We start from the raw sequence: 25,952 nt of genomic DNA on the forward strand, positions 1-25,952 counted from the left end.
GGGCGGTTGCCCCGCTTACCCATTCTACGAGGAGACCCGACATGACCGATTGGACAACGGCAGACATCCCCGACCAGTCCGGCCGCACTGCCGTCATCACCGGCGCCAACACCGGGCTCGGCTTCGAAACCGCCAAGGCCCTGGCCGAAAAGGGCGCACACGTCGTGATCGCGGTGCGCAACACCACCAAGGGAGGCCAGGCCGCCGCGCGCATCAGCGGAGACGTCGAGGTCCAGGAGCTCGACCTGACGTCGCTGGCCTCCATCAATGCCGCCGCTGACGCGCTGAAGTCCCGCTTCGACAAGATCGACCTGCTCATCAACAACGCCGGCGTCATGACCACCCCGAAGGGCACCACAAAGGACGGTTTCGAGCTGCAGTTCGGGACGAACCACCTCGGTCACTTCGCGCTCACCGGCTTACTGCTCGACGCTCTGCTCGATGTCGACGGCGCCCGCATCGTCACGGTCAGCAGCAACGGCCACAAGATGGGCGGCGCCATCCACTGGGACGATCTGCAATGGGAGCGCAGCTACAGCCGGATGGGCGCCTACACCCAGTCAAAGCTGGCCAACCTTCTCTTCACCTACGAGCTCCAGCGGCGACTTGCTCCCCGCGGAAAGACGATCGCCGTGGCCGCCCACCCCGGTACGGCGACAACCGAGCTGGCGCGCAGCCTCCCCCGTCCCATCGAGCGCGCATTCCTGGCGGCAGCGCCGAAACTTTTCGCGCAGACTCCTGACGGAGGCGCACTGCCCACACTGCGAGCCGCGACCGACCCCGGCGTCCTCGGCGGTCAGTACTACGGACCGGACGGCATCGGCCAGCAGCGCGGCGCGCCCGTCGTCGTCGCCTCCAGCGCACAGTCCTACGACGTCGAGCAGCAACGTCGGCTGTGGGAGATCTCCGAGGAGTTGACCAAGGTGACCTTCCCGGTCCCCGCAACATCCTGAGCGGAACGCATCACTCGTCCGCAGACGCCTCGTCGGCCGCCGTGTCGTCCGTGTCCGTGTGGTCCGTGTCAGCGTCGTCGGTATCGGTATCTGTGACGTCTGCCGGCTCCCCTGCATCCGAGTCATCGACAGACGCCGAAGAGGCCAGATCGTCCACGGCGGGCTGCTCGTCTGCTGCGGCCCGTCGATCATGCGTGCGCTTGTCGCTCTGCCGGTCATCGCGCGCGAGGTCTTCGTCGACCTCCGAGGGCGGCGGCTCCTCCTGGCCGTCTCGGCGAATCCTGCCGTCGGACAGGTAGGGACGTGAGTCGCCAGGCCGGTCGTGGCGGCGATAGCCGGCGTCGACGATGGGACGCAGTAAGCCGTCGGCCACATCGACCAGGCAGTCCGGCACGCCGAGGTCACGGAACGGGCGCGTCAGCGGAAGATGCGGAGTCGGCACGAAATACGTCGTGACCGAGCCGTCGACCGTCACGTTCTGCGGCGGCACATCGGCAAGGTCGAGACCCCACCCTGCTATCCCGTGCACGTAGATCAAGCCCATCAGCGCATTGGCGGTGGAGATCAGATTCCACGGCCGGTCTGGAGGATCGGCCCAGGGGTCGTACTCGCCGATCACGATCGACGTGGGGTACGGCGACTGCTGGATGCGCTTGATCCGGTAGTTGAGGAACGGGATGTAGGTGCCCTCACGGAAGTACTCCGCGACGCCCGCCTCCGGGGAAGCCAGCAGAACGAATCTGACGTCGTCCGGAGACGGGGGATGCGCGCTGTCGGCCAGCTCGGCTGCGAGCCTCGACGCCACCATGCTTCCCATCGATTCGCCGATCACGACGACGTCCCCGTCGACACCGCGCACAACGATCTCGGCACTCTCGACACCGCCCGCGAGCGCGCGTTCCGTCGCCAGGGGGTCTTGCGAGTAGTCGACCACCACCGGCGATGGGTCGTCGTGCATGTTGATGCCGATATAGCGGTAGCTGAGATCAAAGAGCGGATAGAACGGATTGATCGGCTTGAACAGGGTTGCCCCCGGGATCAGCACAGCTTCCTCGGCGGCGACTGGGCCGGCCGGTCCCGCGCCGACGAGCAGCAGGAAGAGCAGTGCGATCCCCCGCACCAGCGATGTGCGCGATATGGCCATGGCACGCTCTCCTGGTCCGCCGAATCATCGGCTACACACTGCAATCTACGCCTGCGTCAAAAGCCGTGGGGACCAGCGCCCGGTGGATATGCTGCACACCGATGTCGCTCTGGGATCTCAACCACATTCCGCCGTATCCGCCGCCCCGCTTCACCGCCGACGAGCCGGAGAAGAGCGCGTGGCTCAAACGCGGTGACGAGCCGGCCGACCATTCGACGTTCGGACTGGTGAACTACCACTACCTGGCCAAGCAGCAGGAGACCGGTGGCGACTACGGCCTGTATCGCGTCGAGATCGCTCCGAAGGGCGGCGGACCGGGGCCGCACTTCCACCGGTCGATCTCGGAGGCCTTCTACGTGCTCTCGGGCACCGTGCGCCTCTACGACGGCACCGAGTGGGTCGACGGCAACGCCAACGACTACCTCTACGTCCCGCCGGGCGGGATCCACGGATTCCGCAACGAGGGCGACGAATCGGTCTCGATGCTGATGCTCTTCGCGCCGGGCGCGCCCCGCGAGTACTACTTCGAGGGCCTGTCACAGATCGGCGAGCTTTCCGACGAGGAACGCCAGGAGTGGTTCATCAGGCACGACAATCACTGGGTCGACTAGCGCCACAGACACGCCGCGCACGGACACGCCGCGAAAGTGCGATCACGGAAGCGCTTGGCCTAGACTGCATTCCGGTCGGAAGGAGTCGTGGGTGCGGGCTGATGCAGCGCCCAGCACCCAGGCGTTGCGGGGCTGGCAGCGGCGAGCGCTGGTCAAATACCTGACCGCCAAACCGCGAGACTTCCTTGCGGTGGCCACCCCCGGTGCAGGAAAGACCACCTTCGCGCTGCGCATCGTCTCCGAACTTCTGGCCGAGGGCACCGTCGACGCGGTGACGATCGTGGTGCCGACCGAGCATCTGAAAGTTCAGTGGGCGCAGGCCGCGGCCCGACAGGGCATCGCCTTGGACCCCAAGTTTTCGAACTCCAATTCTCAGACGTCGTCGGAGTACCACGGCGTCGTCGTCACCTATGCGCAGGTGGCCAGCCACCCGACGCGGCACCGGGTGCGCACCGAGAACCGCAAGACTCTCGTCGTGTTCGACGAGATCCACCACGGCGGCGATGCCAAGAGTTGGGGCGACGCGATCCGCGAGGCGTTCGACGACGCGACTCGGCGGCTGGCGCTGACGGGGACGCCGTTCCGCAGCGACGACAGCGCGATCCCGTTCGTCAACTACGAGACCGGACCCGACGGCTTCGCCCGTTCGAAGGCCGACCACACATACGGGTACTCCGATGCCCTCGCCGACGGCGTCGTGCGCCCGGTGATGTTCATGGCGTACTCGGGTGAGGCGCGGTGGCGCGACAGCGCCGGCGAGGAACACGCAGCACGCCTCGGTGAGCCGCTGACAGCAGAGCAGACCGCGCGGGCCTGGAAGGCGGCGCTCGACCCCAAGGGTGAGTGGATGCCCGCGGTGATCGCGGCCGCCGACAAGCGACTGCAGGGCAAGCGCCAGCACGTGCCCGATGCCGGCGGCATGATCATCGCCACCGACCAGACGGCAGCCCGCGCGTACGCCGACCTGCTGACCAAGATCACCGGTGAAGCGCCGACGGTCGTGCTCTCCGACGACAAGGGTGCCTCCGACCGCATCTCCCAGTTCGCGGCAGGGACCTCGCGGTGGCTGGTGGCGGTGCGCATGGTGTCCGAAGGGGTGGACGTGCCGCGGCTGTCGGTCGGCGTCTACGCCACGAGCGCGTCGACGCCGCTGTTCTTCGCGCAGGCGATCGGCCGGTTCGTCCGGTCGCGCCGTGCCGGCGAGACCGCGAGCATCTTCCTGCCATCGGTCCCGAACCTCCTGCTGCTCGCCAGCGAGATGGAGGCTCAGCGCAACCACGTCCTCGGCAAACCGCATCGGGAGAATCTCGAGGACGACCCGCTCGACGCTGAGCTGGCCGCGCAGAAGCGCGACGAGGCCGGCGAAGAGGAGAACAAGGTCGAGTATCTCGGCGCCGACGCCGAACTCGACCAGGTGATCTTCGACGGCTCGTCGTTCGGCACCGCGACGCCCGCGGGCAGCGACGAAGAGGCCGACTATCTCGGCATCCCCGGGCTTCTCGATGCGGCCTCGATGCGAGACCTGTTGCGCCGCAGGCAAGATGAACAATTACAGAAGCGCACCGAGTCGGGTGCGCAGGTGCCGAAGTCGACGCACGGGCAGTTGCGCGACCTTCGCAGTGAGCTCAACACGCTGGTCTCGCTGGCCCACCACAGGACGGGCAGGCCGCACGGCTGGATCCACAACGAACTGCGCCGCCGCTGCGGCGGACCACCGGTCGCCGCCGCCACGCGAGAGCAACTGCAGGAGCGCATCGAAGCGGTGCGGGTGCTGCAGAGGGAGCTAACCGCCTGACGCCTTCGGTGGAGATTCGTCGATCACGTTAAATTTCACCCGTCGCTCTTGCGTTCTTCCAGTTCAGCAGGTCTATATTCATCTGGGGCGCGCTGTGCGTGGGGGTGGAAATGATCACGATCGAACAGTTTTCGCGAATAGTCACGGCGGTTCACGACGCCGCCGTCGAGCCTGCCCGGTGGGTCGACGCGATGTCGCTGACTCGAACCGCACTGAACGGCTCTGGGTGCGGCCTCATCACCGGCGGTTTGGATCGCGACATCGCCAGCTGCAGTGTGCCGGACACCGAAGCCCTTGAGACATACGCGGCGCGCTTCCGCTCGCTCGACTATGTGCTGGATGCCGTGGAATCCGGTCCGCTCGGCCTGGTCCACAGCGGCGAGCGGTTGGTAGCCCTCAATCCGCGCTCGGAGTTCCACGCGGACTGGATGCGTCGATTCGCGATGGACGACGGTGTGTTCGTCCGCCTCACCGGCGGATCCCGACCTCGGACTTTCCTGGTTGCCGCGCCGCGACGGGCAGAGTCGTTCGCCACTGCCGAAAACGTCAGAGCCATCAACGCATTGGTACCTCATCTACAAATGGCACTGCGCACGCAGCAATCGTTGGCCGATCTTCGTACCGATGCTCTGACCGGCCTGCATCCCGTCGACACCTTCACCGCCCCCGCCATGGTTGTCGACGCGGATATGACGGTTAAGCACCTGAACTCCGCGGCCGATGCTCTATTGCGCTGCAGCACAGCCATTGTCGTCAGATCTGGGCGGGTGCATCTGTCATCACCATCGGCCGATATCACATTCCGGCGCGCTGTGTCGCGGGCCGTCGGCCCCACACGGATCGGTCACGCGTTCGCGGTACCCCGCGCAGAATCGATCCGTCCGCTGATCGTCCATGCGCTGCCCTTGACGATGGACGACGAGCGCCGGGCGCTGGTCGTTGTCGTCGATCCCGATCTGCACCGTGAGCCACCAAAAAGCGTTCTGCAACAGCTCTTCTCGCTAACGGACTCGGAGGCCGAGGTGGCGCTGCGGATCAGTCGCGGGCGTGGCCTTTCGGACATCGCCGACGAACTGTCGCTGTCGACGGCGACAGTCAAGACACATCTGCAGCACGTCTACCAGAAGACCGACACCCACCGGCAGTCCGAGCTCACCCGCCTTGTGTTGACGCTCATGCCGTAGCGGAAAATGCTACCGGAGAATGTGATTCGCTGTAGCGTCGCTGACTTCGCGCAACCCTGAGCATCATCGCAGGCCGTATCAGTCTGCTGGGCGGTTCGAGCATGCCGATGACGAGGAGAAACTGTTCGAGCACCCACGGATCGCTCTCAGCTGTCGTCAGGACGCGCTCGATATAGGCGTTGGTGACTTTCGACGCGTACGTCCGCCGTCCTTCGACTTCGGGCAAGGCCAGATCCGATCCGACCGCTGTCCGCCACGCGACGCGAACCGTGCGCGCGGCAGCGCGGGGGAAGCGCCGGTGCACATCACGGGCGCCCTTGCGGAGGCAATCCCGCAGCGTCATGGCCTCAATGGCCGCTACGGTCATGCCTTGACCGTAGATCGGGTTGAAGCTGCACACGGCGTCACCGACCACCACGAGCCCCCGCGGCCTCTTGGCAAGCCTGTCGTAGCGCCTCCAGCGGTTCGCCGGAAACCGATGCAGCGCAACTTCAGCCAGCGGTTCGCCGGCGCGCAGAGCGGCGAAGACATCGGCAGGCACGAGACGTTCGAGAAATTCCATGAGCTCGTCGACGCTCGCCGGCGGCTGAGCCCCACTGCCGAGTGTTCCTGCGCCGACCACCCACGTGTCGCCTTCACAGCGGAACATCGCATACCCATAGGGACGCCCGGCGCGGAACAGGTCGAAAATCGCATATGCCCTCAACAATCCGTCCGGGATACGCATCGGCATGCTGACGTAGCTGACGTTCACCGTGAGCCGGTCTTCGCGCGGGCGCGGATATCCCATCTGCTCGAGGAATACCGGGGTCCGCGAGCCGCGGCCGGTGGCGTCGACGACGAGGTCGGCGTAGAGGTCCGTGGTCGTGCGGTCCTCCCGGCTCGTGACGCGTGCGCCGATCACCTCACCGCCTGCCGAGATCAGCATGTCGAGATCGTGACGGTCGAGGACGCTGAGTGTTGGCAGCGCCAATACTCGTCGTCGCACCTGCCATTCCAGGAACGGGCGGCCCGCGTAGTAGTTCACCAGCCCGTTCGGATTGGGCAGCCGTCCAGTCCGCATGAGCGGGTGTCCGCCGAATTGGCCGCGGAAGCGGGACAGGTCGCCGTCACGCCACACGTGGGCACCACCGGCGATCATCTCGTCGCCGATGCCCGGGAACAGTTCTTCAAGGATCACCCCGCACCGGGCAAGCAGCGCGTGCGGCTGTCTGCTCTGCGGCACCCCGCGCCGCGGTTCCGGGGTGTCGTCGAGCTCGTCGCGTTCGACGATGGTGACCCGCTCGTAGAACTCCGTCAGTACCCGCGCCGCCAACAGCCCCGCCATGCTCGCGCCCAACACCACAGCATGTCCACCCCGATTGACCATGTCTCCATGAGGCGCCGCGAAGGCGCGAAGTGCATCAACCGAACGGATGAGATTTCGCTGCGACCGTCAACTCTTGGAGGTTTCGCAGTGAGTTCTCCAGATGCTGAACGGGAAAGGGCGGGAATTCGATGTGCTCCCGCAGCATCGGCGGCACCGCCGACCAGTCGTAGCTCAGCGTCACACGCGTTTGATCCGGGTCGACCGCCTCCAGGTCATATCGCCACGTCCAGCCACCGAACTCGACAACACCGTCCGTGCCCTCCTGCCCCGGTTCCCAGGCGATCGTCCGGTTCGGCTCGAAGGCGATGACCTTGTTCGCCATCTCGTAGTGCCCGTCGGGATGGTTGTCGTGGTACATGCCGATGCGGAACATCTGGCCCGTGTGGGTGAGCAGCTCACCGTCGAGCGAGTCACGCACCCAGCCGGTGCCGTCGATCGCGGCGTGGCGGGAAGGGTCGGCCAGCACGGCGAAAACCGCGGAGGCCGGCGCGTCGACGGTCGTGCTCACATTCATGGTCTCGGTCATGTCGGATCAGACCGTGCGCCAAGGTGAAACTCATCGCAGCAGCGAGATGACCTCGGCGATGTCGGGCAACGCAGAAGCTCGCCCGGGCAACTCGTCGAACACCGTCCAGTAGCTGATGCCGAACTCTTCGCGGCGCGCTGCCAGCTGTTCGGCCATCTGCTCGTGGTTGCCGATCAAGAGAAACGGTGACGACAGCAGCGCGTCGGGATCGGCATCGAACGCCTCGGCGAGATCGGCGGCGGCTCTTGGTGGGTCATCGGTGACGACGACGGCCTGGACCAACGCGTTCAATTCGATGTCGCCGAAGCGATCCCCCGCCGCCTCGCGGACGACAGCGATCCGGTCGGCCAGTCCCGCGCCATCGAAGTGGCTGAGCCGCACCTTCGTCGCGTCGTGGTTGTGGGTGATCCCGGCGAAGCCGACGATGTCTGCCACGCGCCCGGCAAGTTGAAGCACGCGGGTGCCGTTGCCGCCGATGAGGATCGGGACCCGTCGGTCGGGAACGGCGACGATCTCACCCGCCTGCGCATGCACCCGATAGTGGTCGCCGTCGAAATCCACGGACTCCCCGGCCAGAAGCGCGCGGACGACGGTGACGGACTCGACGAGCCGCGAAACCCTGGTGCCGCCGCGCTCGAACGGGATTCCCGCCGCGTCGTATTCGGACTTCATGTGCCCGGCTCCGAGACCGAGTTCGAATCGTCCGTCGGACAGCGTTGCCAGACAAGCGGTTTCACGTGCAGTCTCGACGGGGTGACGGAAGTCGTTGTTGAGCACCAGTGTTCCGACGTGCAGGCGGGTCGTCACCGCCGCAGCTGCCGCCGCGGCGGTGAAGGGTGCCACGAACGGTGCGAGATGGTCGGCGAAGGTCAGCACATCGATGCCGGCATCCTCGACGCGCTGCGCGAAAGCCCGCGCCTGATCGCCGGTGCGCGGCACAGCGGTGGTGAGGCCGAACCGCATCGGCTAGAGCCCGAGCAGCGCAGGCAGGTCAGCCACCGAATCGATGACGTGGTTGGGCTGCATGGCGAACTCATCTGCAGCCCAACGATCCAGGGTGTCCTGCCTGAACTTGCCGGTACGCACCAGCACGCCGGTCATACCGACCACCTGGCCGGCGAGCACGTCATTGTTGAGGTCGTCACCGACCATGTACATTTCCTCGGCGTCGACCCCGAGACGGCTCGTCGCGGACAAGAAACCCTCCGGGGCGGGCTTGCCGACGGCGGTGGCTTTACGGCCTGAGGTCTGTTCCATGCCGATCAGGTACATGCCGGTGTCCACGCGCAGACCATCGGTCGTCGTCCAGGCGGTGCTGCGGTGCATCGCCACCACCGGCACGCCCTGGGCCATCCAGTCGTACACCCACGACAGCGTCAGGTGGCTGTACTCGGGTCCGGCGCCGCCGAGCAGCACCACGTCCGGCGGCTCGGGCGCACGCGCACCGGTGAACTCACTGGAGTAGACGATGTCGATGCCCGGCATGTCCTCGTCGATCTGGCCGCTGTTGACCAGGAAGCAGCGGGCATCTGGGTAGCGGCTGCGGACGTAGTCGGCCGTCAGCACCGCCGCCGTGATCACCTCGTCGGAGCGCACCGCCATCCCCGCGTCGGTCAGCAGATCGGCGATCTGGGCACGGGTCTTGGTGGTCGTGTTGGTCAGATATGCGCACGCGATCTGGTTGTCCGCCAACGCCCGCAGGGCTTCCGCCGCACCCGGAATCGGCTTCCACGAGGTCACGAGCACACCATCGATGTCGAACAGCACTCCACCGATAGCCATGGTGCGACAGTAAACGGCAGGCGGGCGCACGCAACTCGGGACCCGCAGACTTGACCCTCACGCAACGTGAGGCACCAGCCTGGTGGACATGACGCGGGAGATGCGGATGGACGAACTGACAGTGGGCGACGTCGCAGCGCGATTCGGGATCACGGTCCGGACGCTTCACCACTACGACGACATCGGGTTGTTGACGCCGAGTCGGCGGAGCGCCTCGGGTTACCGGGTGTACACCTCGGCGGACCTGACCCGGTTGTCCCAGATCATCGTCTACCGCCGGCTCGAGATGTCTCTCGACGAGATCGCCTCCGTGCTGGACGAGGGCGATGAGGTCAGCCATCTGCGCCGCCAGCGCGAACGCGTCATGTCCCGACTCGACGAGTTGACCGACCTCGTTGAGGCAATCGATCAAGCATTGGAGAAAGCGATGACGAACACCCCCATGACCGATGACGACATGCGCGAACTGTTCGGTGAGGGCTTCGACGACTATCAGGCAGAGGCCGAGCAGAAGTGGGGCGACACCGACGCGTGGAAGGAGTCGCAGCGACGGGCGAAGTCGTACGGCAAAGAAGATTGGATTCGCATCAAAGCCGAGGGTGAAGCTGTGGAGAAGGCCCTGGCCGACGCGTTCCGCGCCGGGCTACCTGCCGACTCCCGGGAGGCGATGGACGCCGCCGAGCAGCACCGGCTGCAGGTGAACCGGTGGTTCTACGACTGCCCGCCGGATTTCCATCGCAACCTGGGCGACATGTACGTCAGCGACCCGAGGTACAAGGCCACCTACGATGAAACCTTCGGGTTACCGGGGCTGGCGAGGTATTGCCGCGACGCGATTCACGCGAATGCCGACCGTATTCAGGGACGCGCCCACTGACTCGCGCCCACCCACGGTGACGTGGTCGCCGCGATCGTCCAGGCGAGGTCTGCGGGCACATCGATCAGCTCGTAGCGCTTCACACCGGCTGCGGTCGCGGCGACCAGCGTGGCCACACCCGCCCGCCGCTGAAACAGCGTCTGGCGCACCGTCCACCCGACGATGCCTGCCGCGGCCACGCAGTCGCGGCGGCGATCGAGGCTGCCGGAGCGCGCGACCAGCCAGCCGTCGCCGATGCGGTGCCCGAGCGATCGCGCGCGGTCGAACGCCAGGAAGCAACAGAACACCGCGACCGCCGCCAGCACCAGCCACGCCCACAGCGGCGTGGACGGCCACACCGCCAGGCCCACCGCGGCGACGGCCGGAACGGCGAGAGCCCTCGTCCAGCGCCGACGCGTCGCCGCCGGGCCGTGCATCGTCAGCGGTCCCGTCACCGCATCCGGCTGGTCGATGAGCTCGATCAGCACCGTCTGGGCGGTGTCGCGGGGGCAGGCCGGGAGCAGCTGGGACGCCTCGCCGGCTCCTGCCACACCCGTCATCACGGCATCGAGGCGGGCGCCTCCAAACAATCGCACCAGCAGGGGTTCTCGCAGCGAACCGCCGCGCAGCCTGCGCATGTCGAAGGTGTGCTCGCGCACCCGAACCAAGCCGTGTGACAAATGGAGGACTTCGGCGTCTCGTCGAAGCGTCAGGTTCCCGTAGGTGACAAGCGACTGCGTCACCGACAGCGCCACCGACGCCAGCAACACCACGGTCACCCCGGCAGCGACCGCCGCAACCACACCCAGATCCTGCGCCGCGTCCTCCCCGACCCGGATCAGACTCGAGTCACGAAGGGCGCCAAGCACTCCCGCCTGCGTGATGACTCCGAAAGCGGCCACGATCATCGCCAGCCCGGTGAAGTTCAGCGGACTGTAGCGCAGCCACGAAGGTTGCCAGCGGGCCAGCACCCGGCCCGGCGCATCCGAGGAATCGGGAACGACGAGCGAGTCCGCCAGCAGCACGGCTTGCAGCTGCGCCACCTCTGTCGCGGCGACCGCGTCGAGCTCGAAAGCGGTGTCCCCCCTGGCCTCCTGGCCGGTGCTGACCTTGAGCACCGTCAACCCGAGCAGTCGGTGCAGCAGCCGCGCGTCAGTGGACACCGACCGAATCCGGTTGCGGGGCACCGACAGCACGTTGCGCTGCAGCACGCCGGTGCGCAGCTGGACGTCGTCGGGGCCGATGCGGTAGGTCGTGGTGAACCAGCGGGCCAATCCGTAGGCGACGATGAGCGCGATGCCGCCGATCGTCCACATCGGGTTCCCCGTCGCGGACCCCAGCACGAGGGAGCCGATCAGAACCGGGATCTGGCGCAACACCTCATGGACCGGATGCACGAGCAGCATGCGCGGGCTCAGCCGGGACCATTGCGGGTTCACGTGGCGTCCTCGGCCCCCAGCGCCGCGATGTCGGTCAGCCGTGCCACCACCTGATCGGCGACGTCGACATCGAGCGCGACGATGCGCACGGCGCCGGCCGACGACGCCGTCGTCACCGTCACGTTGGCCAACCCGAACAGCCGGTCCAACGGTCCCCGGTACGTGTCGACCGTCTGCACCCGCGAGATCGGGGCGATCCGGCGTTCCTGAACGAGCCACCCCGATCGGGTGTAGACCGCCGTCGGGTCCAGCTCCCACCGGTGCACGCGATAACGCCACAGCGGTGCGACGACGACCGCCACGGCCACCCCGACGAGGGTGGCGACGGCGACGAGCGCGTGGAGCCAGGGCGTCCGCCCGTCGAGAACGAACCACACGACCTGCGCCACGACCGCGACCGTCCAAGGAATGGCTGCCCCGATGGCCCAGACAAGCGGCGCTTTCCGGCTCGGCGGGTGCGCCGGTTCGACCAGGTGCACGCCTTCGACACTAGAACGTCTCCGTAAGTTGATCTCATGACCAACAAATGGACCGCCGCCGACGTACCCGACCAGACCGGCCGCACCGTCATCATCACCGGCGCCAACACCGGGATCGGCTACGAAGCCGCCCTGGTGCTCGCCGGTAAGGGCGCCCGCGTCGTCCTCGCAGTGCGCAATGCAGGCAAAGGCCAGAAAGCGCTCGACGCGATCGCCCGGAAGCACCCCGGCGCGGCCGTGACGCTGCAGGAGCTCGACCTGTCGTCACTGGCCAGCGTCCGCAACGCCACCGATGCGCTGCGCGCCGCCCATCCACGAATCGACCTGCTGATCAACAACGCCGGCGTGATGTACCCGCCCAAGCAAGTCACCCGCGACGGCTTCGAACTGCAATTCGGAACCAACCACCTCGGGCATTTCGCTTTCACCGGGCTGTTGCTGGACAACCTGCTCGAGGTACCCGGGTCGCGGGTGGTGACGGTCGCGAGTATCGCCCACAACATCAGGGCCGGTATCCACTTCGACGACCTCCAGTGGGAACGGTCGTACAACCGCGTCGCCGCCTACGGGCAATCCAAGCTCGCCAACCTGATGTTCACCTACGAACTGCAGCGCAGGCTCGCCGCCAAAGGCGCGCCGACCATCGCGGTCGCAGCCCACCCGGGCATCTCCAACACCGAGCTGATGCGCCACATCCCCGGCTCGGGCCTCCCCGGCTTCGCGCAGCTGGCCGGCCTCGTCACCAACAGCCCGGCGGTCGGCGCCCTCGGGACGCTGCGGGCCGCCACCGACCCCGCCGTGACGGGTGGCCAGTACTACGGACCGTCGGGATTCCGCGAGTTGGTCGGCCACCCCGTGCTCGTCGAGTCGAACGCCCAATCGCACGACGTCGCGGTGCAGCAGCGCTTGTGGACGGTGTCCGAGGAGCTGACCGGCGTGAAGTTCGGGATCTGATGCCCGCGATGCGCTCAGTCGACGAGCATCGGCGCGTGGTCGCCGACCTGATCACCGCGCGGCCCGCGGCGCAGGTTCCGATCGCCGACGCGCTCGGTCTCGTTCTCGGCGCGGACGTCGTCGCGCCGTTGTCGCTTCCGGGCTTCGACAACTCCGCCATGGACGGCTACGCCATTCTCACCGAGGACATCGCGTCGGCCACCGACGAGAATCCGGTACGCCTGCCCGTCGCCGAGGACATCCCCGCCGGCCGCACCGACATCCCCACGCTGGCCCCGGGTACCGCGCACCGCATCATGACCGGTGCCCCGCTGCCGGCGGGTGCCACGTCCGTCGTCCCGGTCGAGTCCACCGATGGTGGCGTCGACACCGTGACGATCCGCGCGAGCACGAAGGTCGGCCAGCACATTCGCCGTGCCGGTGAGGACGTCACCTCCGGAACGACGGTGCTAAAAGCAGGGCAGGTGGTGACCCCGGCTGCCCTCGGGCTGGCGGCCGCGTTGGGCCTGGCCGAGCTGACGGTCCTCCCGCGCCTGCGGGTTCTCGTCATGTCGACCGGAACCGAACTGGTCACGGCAGGGCAACCCCTGAAGCCGGGGCAGATCTACGAGTCCAACGGGGTGATGCTCGCCGCCGCCGTGCGCGACGCGGGCGCCGAGGTCATCGCATCACCGATGAGCGACGACACCGTGGGCGCGTTCCGAGAGACGCTGCGAACCCAGGCCGGGGACGCTGATCTGATCATCACGACCGGCGGTGTCAGCGCGGGCGCCTACGAGGTGGTCAAGGACGCCCTGGGCCAGGGCGCCGTCGAGTTCGTCAAGGTTGCGATGCAGCCGGGAATGCCGCAGGGCGCGGGAACGGTCGACGGTGTCCCGATCGTCACGCTGCCCGGGAACCCGGTGAGCTCGCTGGTGTCGTTCGAGGTGTTCGTCCGTTCCGCACTGCGCGCCGCGATGGGGCTGACCCCCCACGAACGGCCCCGCCGCGCCGCCACGCTGACCGAGGACCTGACGTCGCCGCGCGGCAAACGGCAGTTCCGTCGCGGTGTGTTCGACCCCGTCGCCGACACCGTGACCAGCTACGGCCCGCCGGCGTCGCATCACCTGCGCTGGCTGGCTTCGGCGAACTGCCTGCTGGAGATCGACGAGGACACCGCCGAGCTCGCCGCCGGGTCACGTGTGCAGGTGTGGGACCTGCGCTAGCCGTAGACTCGCTGACACCATGGCCAGACGCCCCGACCTCAAGACAGGACCAGCGCGCCTGGCGGCCCTGGTTCGCACCACCGTTCCCCCGATGCACCCCGCCGGGTTGCCGTTCGTCGGCGCGAGCCTTGCCGTGGCGCTCGCCGGTCGCAGGACCCGCTGGTTGCGCAACACCGGCCTCGCCGCAGCCGCCGCCAACGCCGCGTTCTTCCGTCACCCGCCGCGCGTCGCGCCGACCCGCCCCGGTGTCGTCGTTGCCCCGGCCGACGGACTCATCTGCCTGATCGAGGAAGAAGTCCCACCGAGCGAACTCGGTCTTCCCGCAACACCTTTGCCCCGAATCAGCATTTTCCTGTCGCTCTTCGACGCGCACGTCCAGCGCGCCCCGCTCGCCGGTGAGGTGGTGGCCGTCAAGCATCGTCCCGGTCTGTTCGGCTCCGCCGAGCTGGCCGCCGCGAGCGCCGACAACGAACGCAACAGCGTCGTCATCCGTAGCCCGGAGGGCGCCGAGGTCATCGCCGTGCAGATCGCGGGTCTCCTGGCCCGCCGCATCGTGTGCGACGTGCGGCCCGGCGAGAAGGTCGAACTCGGCGAGACCTACGGGCTGATCCGCTACGGCTCCCGGCTCGACACCTACCTGCCCGCGGGATCCCGGATCCTGGTGTCAGTCGGGCAGCGTTCAGTGGCCGGCGAGACCGTGCTGGCCGAGCTGCCCTGATGCGGGCGCGCCTCAAGACGCCGGTCGTCAGCGTCAAGATCCTGCCCAGCGCGATGACGGTCGCCGCCATCTGCCTGGGCCTGAGCGCGGTGAAGTTCGCGCTGGACGACCGGCCCACCGAGGCGATGGCGTTCCTCGCGATCGCCGCGATCCTCGATGCGCTCGACGGCAGGCTCGCCCGCGCGCTGAAGGCCACGTCCAAGATGGGCGAGGAGATCGATTCGCTGGCCGACGCCGTGAACTTCGGCGTCGCACCGGCGTTCATCGTCTACGGCACGCTGCTGTCGACGTCGCGCATCGGCTGGATCGTTGTGCTGCTGTACGCCGTCTGCATCGTGCTGCGGCTCGCCCGCTACAACGCGATGCTGTCGGTCGACCAGCCCGCGTACGAGAAGAAGTACTTCACCGGCATGCCCGCACCGGCGGGCGCGATCGGTGCGATCGGCCCACTGGCGGCAAAGATGCAATTCGGTGAGGGCTGGTGGACTTCCGAGCCCGCCGTCGTGATCTGGATGATCGCCGTCTCGCTGCTGGTCGTCAGCACGCTGCCGATGCGCAAGATCCACACGTTCTCGGTGCCGCCCAACATGGTGGCTCCCCTGCTCGCCCTGCTCGCGATCGGCGTCGCGGCCTCGATCCTGTACGGCTACATCGTGATCCTGGTGATCATCGTCGCCTACTTCCTGCACATCCCGTTCGCGTTCCGCACCAAGCGTTTCCTCGCCGCGCATCCGGAGATCTGGGATGAGAGGCCGCGCCAACAGCGTGCTGTCCGCCGCGCGATCCGCCGCACTCACCGGATTCAGCGGGCCCAGCCGCGCCGGTCGATGATGCGTCTGGGGCTGCGCCGACCCCCGCGAGGGTGACGTGCCCGATCTAGTTCTCACGGCCCGTCTCAACACCTCAGCGCTGGACTCGCGCCGCGGCGTGGTCCGGCTGCATCCTGAAGCCATCGCCGCGCTCGGCATCCGGGAGTGGGACGCCATCTCGCTGACCGGTTCGCGCACCACCGCGGCGGTGGTTGGCATCGCCCCCGCCGGCACCCCTACGGGCACCGCACTTCTCGACGATGTCACGTTGTCGAACGCGGGTCTGCGTGAGGACACCTCGGTGCTCGTAGCGCCCGTCACCGTGTACGGCGCACGCTCGGTGACGCTGAACGGCTCCCGCCTGGCCACCCAGTCGATTAGCGCGGCGACGCTGCGGCAGGCGCTGCTGGGCAAGGTGATGACGGTCGGCGACACCGTGTCGCTGCTCCCCCGCGACCTCGGGCCCGGCACCTCCACGTCGGCGGCGAGCGCCGCACTGGCCTCTTCGGTCGGCATCACGTGGACGTCGGAGCTGCTCACCGTCACCGACGTCGACCCGGCGGGACCCGTGAGCGTCCAACCTAATTCGCTGGTCTGCTGGGGCGATGCGACCGCGCCCGCTCGGCAGGAAACCGCCAGCGCGGCGCACGTCGTGGAAGCCGACGCCACGCAACCCGCCGTCAGCTACGACGACCTCAAGGGCGCCCATTCTCAGGCCGGGCGACTCACCGAGTGGCTCAAGCTCGCCCTAGACCAACCCGAGCTTCTCGAAAAGCTCGGCGCTGCAGCCAATCTGGGTGTCCTGGTGTCCGGACCCGCCGGGGTGGGCAAGGCGACGCTGGTGCGGACGGTCTGCGCGGGTCGGCGCCTCGTCGAACTCGACGGTCCAGAGGTCGGCTCGCTGCGACCCGAGGACCGCCTCGCCAATGTGTCCTCCGCCGTCGCCACCGTGCGTGACGGTGGCGGGGTGCTGGTGGTCACCGACATCGACGCGCTGCTCCCGATACCTGCGGACCCCGTTGCGACGCTGATCCTCACCGAGCTGCGCTCGGCCGTCGCCACCCGAGGTGTGGCGTTCGTCGCGACGTCGGCCCTGCCCGACAGTGTCGATCCCCGCCTGCGCGCACCGGACCTGTGCGACCGCGAACTGGGCTTGAGCCTGCCCGACGGAGCCGTCCGCGAACAACTGCTCGAGGTGCTGCTGCGCGACGTCCCCGCATCGGATCTCGACCTCGGCGAAATTGGCGAGCGCACACCAGGATTCGTTGTCGCCGACCTCGCCGCACTGGTGCGCGAGGCGGCCCTGCGCGCGGCCGCGCGGGCCAGCGAGACCGGTGACGACCCGGCGCTGATCCAGGAGGATCTCGTCGGCGCGCTCGGCGTGATCCGGCCGCTGTCCCGGTCGGCCGCCGAGGAGGTGTCAGTCGGCTCCGTCACCCTCGAGGACGTCGGGGACATGGCCGAAACCAAGCAGGCACTCACCGAGGCGGTGCTGTGGCCGCTGCAACACCCGGAGACCTTCCAGCGCCTCGGCGTACAACCGCCGCGTGGTGTGCTGCTCTACGGACCACCCGGATGCGGTAAGACCTTTGTCGTTAGGGCGCTTGCGAGTTCGGGCCGCCTCAGCGTGCACGCCGTGAAAGGCGCTGAGCTGATGGACAAATGGGTCGGCTCTTCCGAGAAGGCGGTGCGGGAGCTCTTTCAGCGCGCCCGCGATTCGGCGCCGTCGCTGGTGTTCCTCGACGAGATCGACGCGCTGGCGCCGCGGCGGGGCCAGAGCTTCGACTCCGGGGTCACCGATCGCGTGGTGGCGGCCATGCTGACAGAACTCGACGGCATCGAGCCGCTGCGTGACGTGGTGGTGCTCGGCGCCACGAACCGTCCCGACCTGATCGATCCGGCGCTGCTGCGGCCCGGCCGGCTGGAGAAGCTGGTATTCGTCGAGCCGCCCGACGCGGAGGCGCGCACGCAGATCCTCAAGACTGCGGGCAAGTCTGTGCCACTGGCCGCTGATGTCGATCTGGAGACCCTCGCAGGCGAGCTCGACGGATACAGCGCCGCCGATTGCGTGGCGCTGCTGCGCGAGGCCGCGCTGACGGCGATGCGCCGGTCGATCGATGCAGCCGACGTCACCGCGGGCGATGTGGCGAAAGCCCGCGAGACCGTCCGCCCCTCGTTGGACCCGGTGCAGGTGGAGTCGCTGCGGAGCTTCGCGGAGTCCCGCTAGGCCTTCGGCGCCAGCTTCGCCGAGCGTGCGGTAGCGGCGAAGTTTCCAGGCCATCAACGCCCTGGACGCACACTCGGCGCACAGTCACGACAAATCTTGACACTGCCTAGTTATGGTGACATCGTCTTAACTAGTCATTGTCAAGATTGGGAGGAAGCATGGCCACCGCAATCCCGACCTCAATCCGCACGGGTGATCGCGAGCGCGAGGAGACCGCCGACCTTCTCGGCCAGGCGCTAGCCCAGGGCTACCTCGACATGGCCGAATACGAGGCGCGGCTGCAGCAGGTGTACGACGCCCACACGACACCCGACCTGCGCCAGCTGACCGTCGACCTGCCTGTTGCCGAGCTCCGTCGCAACGATCCGCGGCGCAAGGCGGCCAAGCTGGCGGCGGCGCGGCGCGGCATCCACCTCCACCTCGCCGCATATGTGGCCATGGTCGTCATCGTGTTGACCGTGTGGCTGGCCGTCGGCATGGGCACCGGCTCCTGGTACTTCTGGCCGATCTGGCCGATTCTCGGCGCGGGCATCGGCCTCCTGAGCCATGCACTACCGATTCGCCGCGGCTTCCCGGCCTGCCCGGGGTTCAAGGCGCACTAAGCCGGGTCAACAACCGTGCGCTCGGCGCAACGCCTCAAGCCTGGTCGCCGTACTCGTCGAACCAGTAGGCGAGCTTGCCGCGACGGCTGACGGCGCGCAACCGCCGCTCGGCGAGGTCGCGCGTCGCCGTCGTCGTCACGATCAACAGCTCGTCGCCGATGGCGAGCCGCGTCACGCGCTCAGGGACGAACGGCTGCCCAGCCCGGATGATCAAGGTGATCACACTCGGATCGGGAAGCCGCAACTCCAGCACCGTGACGTTGTGCAGGCGCGATCCCGGCAGCACGGTCATCGTCAGCAACTCGGCCCCCAGTACATCCAACGGCGCTGCGTCGACCTGGATTTCGCGGGTGGTGTCACGTGGGATGAGGTTCAGGCGTTCGGCCACCAGGCGCAGGCTGGGTCCCTGGATGACGGTGTAAAGCACCACCAGGATGAACACGATGTTGAGCAGCCGCGTGCTGTCGGGCACTCCCGCCACGATGGGGTAGGTGCACAGCACGATGGGCACGGCCCCGCGCAGGCCCGCCCACGACAGGAACACCTGCTCGCGCCACGGCACCCCAAACCCGATGAGCGACACGAGAACCGACAGCGGCCTGGCCAGCAGCAGCAGGACCAGTCCGGTGACGACGGCAGGCACCACCTCGGCGAGCAGCTCGTCGGGAGACACCAGCAGGCCGAGGATGACGAAGACGCCGATCTGGGCGAGCCAGCCTGACCCCTCCGCAAACGATCGGGTGGCCGAGCGGTGCGGCAGGTTCGAGTTCGCGAGCACCACGCCCGACAGGTACGCAGCCAGGAAGCCGCTGCTGTGCACCGTACCTGCGGCCGCGAAAGCCACCATGCAGAGCCCGAACGTCGCGAGTGGATACAGACCGGCGGCCGGCAATGCCATGCGGCGCAACGTTATCGCGCCGAGGAAGCCGAAGGTCAGACCGATCGCGGTCCCGATCACCAAATCGTACAACAGCGTTCCGGCAATCGTGACCGGGTCGAGGTTCAACGGCGTCGCGCTGAAGAGCAGTACCAGGACCACCGCGGGCGCGTCGTTGAAACCCGATTCTGCTTCCAGTAATCCGCTGAGTCGGCGCGGCAGAGGGACCACCCGCAACACGGAGAAAACCGCCGCGGCATCCGTGCTGGAGACCACGGCGCCCAGCAGCAACGCCAGTTGCCAGTCCATGCCGAGCAGCCAGTGCACGGCGGCGGCGGTCACCAAGGTGCTGACGCCGACGCCGACAGTGGCCAGAACCCCGGCGGGCGCGAGGACTTTTCGGATGTCGTTGAACCGGGTTGTCAGACCGCCTTCGACGAGGATGACCGCGAGCGCGGCGGTGCCCAGATCCTGCGCCAGTTGGGCACTGTCGAACTGCAGCCCGAGTCCGTCCTCGCCGACAAGCACACCGACTCCGAGGAACAGCAATAGGCTTGGCAGGCCGACCCCGGTGGCCAGCCGCGTCGCAGCGATGCTCGCCAGCAGCACGAGGCCGCCGAGGAACAGCGCCACGTAGAGCTGGTGCAGGGTCACGGGAGTGAGTAAAGCAGGGAAGGGGGGCCCGATGCGTGTCGCGATCGCAGGCGCGGGTGCGGTCGGTCGTTCCGTGGCGCAGGAGCTCGTCGACTACGGCCACAAGGTCCTGCTCATCGAGAAGGACTTCCACCGCTACGAGCCCGACACCGTGCCCCACGCCGAATGGCTGTGGGCCGATGCGTGCGAGGTGTCCTCGCTCGAGGAAGCCGAGATGCAGATCTGCGACGTCGCGATCGCCGCCACCGGTGACGACAAGGCCAATCTCGCGATGGCCCTGCTGGCCAAGTCGGAGTTCGGCATCGATCGCGTCGTCGCCCGGATCAACGACGCCCGCAATGAATGGCTCTTCACGGAGGCCTGGGGCATCGACGTCGCCGTGTCGACCCCGCTGGCCCTCGTTGCCGCCATCGAAGGCGCGATCGACGTCGGCCACCTCATCCGGCTGATGGCCCTGGGCCGAGACTCCAGAGGCGACCTCGGTCAGAGCGCGACGAACGTCGCGAAGTTCACGCTCCCCGACGACAGTCCCCTTGTTGCGCAGCGGGTGCGCGACCTCGCGATGCCCGACGACAGCGCGCTCGTCACGCTGCTGCGCGGCAAGCACTTGATGGTCCCCGGCCCAGAGGACGTCCTGCGGGCCGGAGACGAGCTGCTGTTCGTGTCGGCGTCCGGCGTCGAAGAGCGCATCAAAGAACTCGTGACGCGCACCCGTAGACTGGAGTGACTCCAGAGTCAGTACGGCTGACTGCCGCCCACGACGAGACGGAGCCATGCTCGCCATCCTCGCTGCCCATGCAGTCGCCGCCGTGTTGGCACCGTTGCTTGTGTACCGCTGGGGTCGGATGGCCTTCTATCCGCTGGCGCTGGTTCCTGTCGGCTCGCTGATCTGGGTGGTGCTCAACTGGCCGGCGAAAGGCCACGCCCACACCGTCGACGTGCCATGGGTCCCCGGTCTGTCGATGGACATCACGCTGCGATTCGACTCGCTCGCCGCGATCATGAGCGTGCTCGTCCTGGCCATCGGCGGCCTCGTCCTCTTCTATTGCGCCGACTACTTCAACCATCACGACGGACATACCGAGAAAAGGCTGCCGAGCTTCGCCGCCGAGCTCGTCGCGTTCTCCGGGGCGATGTTCGGCCTGGTCACCAGCGACAACATGCTGGTGCTCTACGTGTTCTGGGAGATCACGACGGTCCTGTCGTTCCTTCTGGTCGGGCACTACGCCGAACGGGCGACCAGCCGCAGGTCCGCCACCCAGGCACTCCTTGTGACGACGTTCGGCGGACTCGCGATGCTCGTCGGCATCATCGTGATCGGCAACATCGCGGGCACCTTCCTGTTGTCGGAGTTGATCGCGAACCCTCCGACCGGTCTCGCCGCGTCGGTGGCGGTGGTGCTGATCCTGATCGGCGCGTTGTCGAAGTCGGCGATCGTGCCGATGCACTTCTGGCTGCCCGGTGCGATGGCGGCTCCCACGCCGGTCAGCGCGTACCTGCATGCCGCCGCGATGGTGAAGGCCGGCGTGTACCTGATCGCTCGCATGACGCCCGGCTTCGCCGACGGGCCTGAGTGGCGCCCGACCGTAGTCACGCTCGGTCTGCTGACCATGTTGCTGGCGGGCTGGCGAGCCATCCGCGAATACGACCTCAAGCTCATTCTGGCGTTCGGCACGGTCAGCCAACTGGGCCTCATCACCGTCATGGTCGGCTCGGGCGGCAGCGAGATGATGCTGGCCGGGCTCGCCATGCTGTGTGCCCACGCCATGTTCAAGGCCGCGCTGTTCATGGTCGTCGGCATCATCGACCACGCCACCGGCACCCGCGACATCCGCAGGCTCGCCTGGCTCGGGGACCGCAGCAAGGCTCTGCTCGTGGTCGGCTGCGGTGCCGCGGCGAGCATGGCGGCGCTGCCGCCGTTCTTCGGTTTCGTCGCCAAGGAGGCAGACTTCGAGACGGTGCTGCACAGCCCGTACCTCGGTGCCGCGTCCCCGTTCGTGCTGGCCGGCATCGTCCTCGGATCGGTGCTGACGACCGTGTACACCCTGCGCTTCGTGTTCGGCGCGTTCGCCCGCAAGGGTCTGCCCCACCCGAGCACCCGCGTCGAGGAGATGCACCGACCGGAACCTGCCTTCCTCGTTCCGCCTGCGATCCTCGCCGCGGCGGGATTGCTGTTCGGCCTGTGGCCCAAACCGCTCGACCGGGTCCTGTCCGACTACAGCGACACCGTGCCGGACCCCAGCGGCTACGACGGCCACTACTACCTCGCCCTGTGGCACGGCGTGAACCTGCCGCTGCTGCTGTCGGTGTTGGTGCTGGCGACGGGTATCGCGGTGTATTTCGGACGCAAACGCCTACGCCGTGCACGCGCGGATTTCGTGCCGCTCGGCAATGCCGATCGCATCTACGATGCGGTGCTGCGCGGCGCCGATGTGTTGTCGGTGCGTCTGACTGCCGTCACGCAGCGCGGCTCGATCCCCGCGACCCAGGCGGTCATCCTGACGACGTTGGTGCTGCTGCCGGTCGCCGTGCTGACGTTCGGCGCACGCGACCGTCCGCAATTCGAGCTGTGGAACTCGGCACCTCAGGTCGTGGTGGGTGTCCTGATGTTGGCGGCTGCGCTGGCCGCGACCGTCATGCGCAATCGCCTGGCCGCGGTGCTGATGGTCGGCGTGACGGGCTACGGCTGCGGGGTGATCTTCGCCCTGCACGGAGCGCCTGATCTGGCGCTGACTCAGTTCCTGGTCGAGACACTGACTTTGGTGATGTTCGTGCTCGTCCTCAGAGTGCTTCCCGCCGAGACCGGCGGCACCGACATCAAGCGGTTCCGTGTGCCCCGCGCGCTGCTTGCGCTCGCGGTCGGTGCGACCGTCACCACCCTCGCGGCATTCGCGATGGCCGCCCGCAGCGGCAGGCCGCTCGCGGACCTCATCCCGGAAGCCGCCTACGAGCGGGGGCACGGGGCCAACGCCGTCAACGTGTTGCTCGTCGACATCCGCGCCTGGGACACGATGGGCGAGGTATGTGTCCTCCTCGTGGCGGCCACCGGCGTCGCGTCGATGGTGTTCCGGCACAGACGTTTCGGCGCCGCGCCTCGGGTGGCCGACGCCGGTCAGCCCGATATCGGCAGGCTCGGACCCGGTACGCGGAACAGCCCCGCCGCCGGCGACATCACGTGGCTGCGCGGCAGCGGGCTGCGCGACCCGCGGCACCGATCCCTGGTTCTGGAGGTTGCGACCCGGCTGATCTTCCCGGTCATGATGGTGTTGTCGGCGTACTTCTTCTTCGCCGGTCACAATGTGCCCGGCGGCGGCTTCGCCGGCGGGCTGATGGCCGGCCTGGCACTGGTGTTGCGCTATCTGGCCGGTGGACGCTACGAGCTGGGTGAGACTTTGCCGCTCGACGCGGGCAAGATCCTCGGTGCGGGACTGACATTGGCCGCAGGCACCGCGTTCGCCTCACTGCTGATGGGTGCACCCGCGTTGTCGTCGGCGCTGATCCAGGTCGACGTGCCCGTGCTCGGGACGGTCAAGTTCGTCACCGCGCTCATCTTCGACCTGGGCGTGTACCTGATCGTGGTCGGGCTGGTGCTCGACGTGCTGCGCAGCCTCGGAGCACGCATCGACGAGGAGGTGAAGAAATGACGACATACGTTGTGGGGCTCGTCATCATCGGCGGCCTGACCAGCGCCGGGGTCTATCTGCTGCTCGAACGTCACCTGACCCGAATGTTGTTGGGACTGCTGCTGATCAGCAATGCGATCAATCTCCTTCTCCTGGCCGCCGGCGGCCCCACCGGCAACCCGCCGGTGTACGGCAGGACGAGCGGGGACCAGACGGCGACAGCAGATCCGTTGGCGCAGGGCCTGATTCTCACCGCCATCGTCATCACGATGGGTGTCGCGGCCTTCGTGCTGGCGCTGACCTACCGCTCCTACCGGCTGAACACCATGGAGGAGGTCACCAACGATCCCGAGGACGCGCGGGTCTCGCAGATGACGGGCACCGAGGTCGGCGAGGAGATCGAGGGGCGACTCGAACCCGACCCCGCCATCGACACCGATCTTCCCGACGAACTCGATGCGCTACCGGGACATCAGGGTTCACGATGATCGGCAGCCATCTCGCTCCCGTGCTGGCGCCTCTCCCGGTGCTGGTGCCGATGATCGCCGCGGCGATGACACTGTTCGCCGGACGCATGCCGCGGCTGCAGCGCGCGCTCACCGTGCTCGCGTTGACCGTCGTGCTCGTGGTGTCGGCGATGCTCGTCCATCTCGCCGACCGCGACGGCACCATCGCGCTGCAGGTCGGCGGATGGGGTCCGACGGAACCGGGTATGGGCCCGCTGGGCATCACACTCGTCATCGACCGGTTGTCGGCCCTGATGCTTGTGGTCTCTGCGATCGTGCTGCTGGCGGTGGTCTTCTACGCGATCGGGCAGGGTATTCGCGATGGCGATGAGCGCCAGCCAGTTTCGATCTTCCTCCCGACGTATCTGGTGCTGGCGGCAGGCGTCTTCATGGCGTTCTCGGCCGGCGACCTGTTCAACCTCTTCGTCGGTTTCGAGGTGCTGCTGAGCGCGAGCTTCGTGCTGCTGACGATCGGCGCCAGCAAGGAGCGGGTCCGGGCGGGCATCTCCTATGTGATGGTCTCGATGGTCTCGTCGTTGATCTTCCTGTTCGGCATCGCGCTGGTCTACGCCACCACCGGCACGTTGAACCTGGCGGAGCTGTCGGTGCGCCTGGAGGGCGTCCCGGAGGGCACCCGGATGGCATTGTTCGCCGTTCTGCTCGTGGCTTTCGGCATCAAGGCTGCCGTCTTCCCGCTGTCGACCTGGCTGCCTGACTCGTACCCGACCGCGCCCGCGCCCGTCACCGCCGTCTTCGCCGGCCTGCTCACCAAAGTCGGTGTGTACGCAATCATCCGCGCACACTCGCTGCTGTTCCCCGGCGGCGGAATGGATGACGTGCTGCTCGTGGCCGGTCTTCTGACTATGCTCGTCGGTATCTTCGGCGCGATCGCGCAGAGCGACATCAAGCGGCTGCTGTCGTTCACGCTCGTCAGCCACATCGGTTACATGGTGTTCGGCATCGCCCTGTCCAACGATCTCGGCATGGCGGGGGCCATCTATTACGTGGCGCACCACATTCTGGTCCAGACGACGCTGTTCCTGGTGGTGGGTTTGATCGAGCGACAGGCCGGCGCGTCGACGCTGCAGCGCCTCGGCGGACTTGCCGCTGCCAGCCCGGTGCTGGCGTTCGTCTTCGTCGTGCCCGCCCTCAATCTCGGTGGGATCCCGCCGTTTTCGGGATTCATCGGCAAGGTGGCGCTGCTGGAGGCCGGCGCCCAGGTCGGGTCGTCGCTGGCATGGCTTCTGGTGGCAGGCAGCGTGATCACGAGCTTGCTGACGTTGTACGTCGTGGCGCGGGTGTGGACGAAAGCGTTCTGGCGGTCCCGTGCGGACGCACCCGAGGGCCATCTCTCGGCGGCCGCACCGTCGGCGCTTCTCGCTGACGGAGAGGACATCGAGTTGGTCGACCGCGACGACGTCGGGCGGATGCCGGTCGGGATGCTGGTTCCGACGGGGGCGCTGATCGCGGTGGGTCTGATGCTGACGGTGATGGCTGGGCCTATCTTCGCCTACAGCAGTCGTGCGGCCGACGAGGTGCTCGACCGAGGGCAGTACATCAGCGCGGTCCTGGGGGACTTCCGATGAGCGCTCGCGCGAAGAGAATGAAGCCGATGAGCGCTCGCGCGAAGAGCATGAAG

23 protein-coding genes are annotated in these 25,952 nt (G+C 67.5%); 15 read left to right on the forward strand and 8 right to left on the reverse strand.

Translation table 11 applies throughout. The features are described 5' to 3' along the window. Positions 1–41: 41 nt before the first annotated feature. The gene (locus AWC12_RS09260) at positions 42–953 is read left to right on the forward strand and encodes an SDR family NAD(P)-dependent oxidoreductase (protein ID WP_085173750.1); all 912 of its coding nucleotides are present in this window, start codon (positions 42–44) and stop codon (positions 951–953) included. Between the two features lie 10 nt (positions 954–963). Here AWC12_RS09260 and AWC12_RS09265 read toward each other — a convergent pair whose 3' ends face one another. Then, positions 964–2,097 carry a PE-PPE domain-containing protein gene (locus AWC12_RS09265; RefSeq protein WP_085173752.1) on the reverse strand — a complete coding sequence of 378 codons (1,134 nt, stop codon included), beginning with the start codon at positions 2,095–2,097 and terminating at the stop codon, positions 964–966. Between the two features lie 101 nt (positions 2,098–2,198). Between AWC12_RS09265 and AWC12_RS09270 the strand changes: the two genes are divergently transcribed. From AWC12_RS09270 to AWC12_RS09280, 3 genes are all read left to right on the forward strand, one after another. Then, complete coding sequence (locus AWC12_RS09270; protein ID WP_024446145.1) at positions 2,199–2,708, forward strand: cupin domain-containing protein; 510 nt, start codon at positions 2,199–2,201, stop codon at positions 2,706–2,708. A gap of 91 nt (positions 2,709–2,799) precedes the next feature. Next, complete coding sequence (locus AWC12_RS09275; RefSeq protein WP_085173754.1) at positions 2,800–4,503, forward strand: DEAD/DEAH box helicase; 1,704 nt, start codon at positions 2,800–2,802, stop codon at positions 4,501–4,503. A 110-nt stretch (positions 4,504–4,613) separates the two neighbouring features. Continuing rightward, complete coding sequence (locus tag AWC12_RS09280) at positions 4,614–5,687, forward strand: helix-turn-helix transcriptional regulator (RefSeq protein WP_085173757.1); 1,074 nt, start codon at positions 4,614–4,616, stop codon at positions 5,685–5,687. Here the strand turns inward: AWC12_RS09280 and AWC12_RS09285 are convergent. The 4 genes from AWC12_RS09285 to AWC12_RS09300 all read right to left on the reverse strand — a co-directional run bounded on the left by AWC12_RS09285 (position 5,677) and on the right by AWC12_RS09300 (position 9,364). Further along, a complete protein-coding gene (locus AWC12_RS09285; protein ID WP_234813901.1) occupies positions 5,677–7,014 on the reverse strand; it encodes an NAD(P)/FAD-dependent oxidoreductase in 1,338 nt (445 codons plus the stop codon). The two genes, AWC12_RS09280 and AWC12_RS09285, sit on opposite strands and share 11 nt — an antisense overlap. A gap of 76 nt (positions 7,015–7,090) precedes the next feature. After that, complete coding sequence (locus AWC12_RS09290) at positions 7,091–7,582, reverse strand: SRPBCC family protein (RefSeq protein WP_085173761.1); 492 nt, start codon at positions 7,580–7,582, stop codon at positions 7,091–7,093. Positions 7,583–7,612: 30 nt separating this feature from the next. Continuing rightward, positions 7,613–8,545 (reverse strand): TIGR03621 family F420-dependent LLM class oxidoreductase, encoded by a 933-nt coding sequence (locus AWC12_RS09295; protein WP_024446150.1) that lies wholly within the window; start codon positions 8,543–8,545, stop codon positions 7,613–7,615. A 3-nt stretch (positions 8,546–8,548) separates the two neighbouring features. Further along, the gene (locus AWC12_RS09300; protein ID WP_085173763.1) at positions 8,549–9,364 is read right to left on the reverse strand and encodes an HAD-IIA family hydrolase; all 816 of its coding nucleotides are present in this window, start codon (positions 9,362–9,364) and stop codon (positions 8,549–8,551) included. 106 nt (positions 9,365–9,470) lie between these two features. On the opposite strand from AWC12_RS09300, the gene AWC12_RS09305 reads away from it, so the two are divergent. Continuing rightward, positions 9,471–10,241, forward strand: a complete 771-nt coding sequence (locus tag AWC12_RS09305) for a MerR family transcriptional regulator (RefSeq protein WP_085173873.1) — start codon at positions 9,471–9,473, stop codon at positions 10,239–10,241. Here AWC12_RS09305 and AWC12_RS09310 read toward each other — a convergent pair. Both AWC12_RS09310 and AWC12_RS09315 read right to left on the reverse strand, forming a co-directional pair. Further along, on the reverse strand, positions 10,223–11,626 hold the full coding sequence (locus AWC12_RS09310) for a PH domain-containing protein (RefSeq protein ID WP_207576405.1): 1,404 nt from the start codon (positions 11,624–11,626) through the stop codon (positions 10,223–10,225). The genes AWC12_RS09305 and AWC12_RS09310 overlap by 19 nt on opposite strands. Positions 11,627–11,655: 29 nt before the next feature. After that, positions 11,656–12,138, reverse strand: a complete 483-nt coding sequence (locus tag AWC12_RS09315; protein WP_024446154.1) for a PH domain-containing protein — start codon at positions 12,136–12,138, stop codon at positions 11,656–11,658. Between the two features lie 36 nt (positions 12,139–12,174). Between AWC12_RS09315 and AWC12_RS09320 the strand changes: the two genes are divergently transcribed. The 6 genes from AWC12_RS09320 to AWC12_RS09345 all read left to right on the forward strand — a co-directional run bounded on the left by AWC12_RS09320 (position 12,175) and on the right by AWC12_RS09345 (position 18,653). Further along, positions 12,175–13,092 (forward strand): SDR family NAD(P)-dependent oxidoreductase, encoded by a 918-nt coding sequence (locus AWC12_RS09320; protein ID WP_024446155.1) that lies wholly within the window; start codon positions 12,175–12,177, stop codon positions 13,090–13,092. Positions 13,093–13,100: 8 nt separating this feature from the next. Next, the gene (gene moeA, locus AWC12_RS09325; RefSeq protein ID WP_165762789.1) at positions 13,101–14,297 is read left to right on the forward strand and encodes a molybdopterin molybdotransferase MoeA; all 1,197 of its coding nucleotides are present in this window, start codon (positions 13,101–13,103) and stop codon (positions 14,295–14,297) included. Between the two features lie 19 nt (positions 14,298–14,316). Then, a complete protein-coding gene (locus tag AWC12_RS09330) occupies positions 14,317–15,015 on the forward strand; it encodes a phosphatidylserine decarboxylase (protein ID WP_085173771.1) in 699 nt (232 codons plus the stop codon). Further along, the gene (locus tag AWC12_RS09335) at positions 15,015–15,881 is read left to right on the forward strand and encodes a CDP-alcohol phosphatidyltransferase family protein (RefSeq protein WP_036464870.1); all 867 of its coding nucleotides are present in this window, start codon (positions 15,015–15,017) and stop codon (positions 15,879–15,881) included. The genes AWC12_RS09330 and AWC12_RS09335 overlap by 1 nt, the downstream gene beginning before the upstream one ends. A gap of 1 nt (position 15,882) precedes the next feature. After that, a complete protein-coding gene (locus AWC12_RS09340; protein ID WP_085173773.1) occupies positions 15,883–18,051 on the forward strand; it encodes an AAA family ATPase in 2,169 nt (722 codons plus the stop codon). A gap of 158 nt (positions 18,052–18,209) precedes the next feature. After that, entirely contained in the window at positions 18,210–18,653 is a 444-nt protein-coding gene (locus AWC12_RS09345; RefSeq protein ID WP_085173775.1) for a DUF1707 domain-containing protein, read from the forward strand. A gap of 34 nt (positions 18,654–18,687) precedes the next feature. On the opposite strand, the gene AWC12_RS09350 is transcribed toward AWC12_RS09345, so the two are convergent. After that, positions 18,688–20,184 (reverse strand): potassium/proton antiporter, encoded by a 1,497-nt coding sequence (locus tag AWC12_RS09350; protein WP_085173777.1) that lies wholly within the window; start codon positions 20,182–20,184, stop codon positions 18,688–18,690. A gap of 31 nt (positions 20,185–20,215) precedes the next feature. Here AWC12_RS09350 and AWC12_RS09355 point away from each other — a divergent pair, with 31 nt between their 5' ends. From AWC12_RS09355 to AWC12_RS09370, 4 genes are read left to right on the forward strand one after another with little or no spacing between them, the layout of a single operon-like run. After that, the gene (locus AWC12_RS09355) at positions 20,216–20,911 is read left to right on the forward strand and encodes a potassium channel family protein (RefSeq protein WP_024446161.1); all 696 of its coding nucleotides are present in this window, start codon (positions 20,216–20,218) and stop codon (positions 20,909–20,911) included. A 46-nt stretch (positions 20,912–20,957) separates the two neighbouring features. Then, positions 20,958–23,828, forward strand: a complete 2,871-nt coding sequence (locus AWC12_RS09360; protein WP_024446162.1) for a Na+/H+ antiporter subunit A — start codon at positions 20,958–20,960, stop codon at positions 23,826–23,828. Further along, positions 23,825–24,295: a Na(+)/H(+) antiporter subunit C gene (locus tag AWC12_RS09365; RefSeq protein WP_024446163.1), complete on the forward strand. Its 471-nt coding sequence runs from the start codon at positions 23,825–23,827 to the stop codon at positions 24,293–24,295. The genes AWC12_RS09360 and AWC12_RS09365 overlap by 4 nt, the downstream gene beginning before the upstream one ends. Then, the gene (locus AWC12_RS09370; RefSeq protein ID WP_024446164.1) at positions 24,292–25,899 is read left to right on the forward strand and encodes a Na+/H+ antiporter subunit D; all 1,608 of its coding nucleotides are present in this window, start codon (positions 24,292–24,294) and stop codon (positions 25,897–25,899) included. The genes AWC12_RS09365 and AWC12_RS09370 overlap by 4 nt, the downstream gene beginning before the upstream one ends. Positions 25,900–25,952 lie beyond the last annotated feature (53 nt).

Origin of the sequence: Mycolicibacterium iranicum (assembly GCF_002101705.1) — a bacterium.
Lineage (GTDB): Bacteria > Actinomycetota > Actinomycetes > Mycobacteriales > Mycobacteriaceae > Mycobacterium > Mycobacterium iranicum.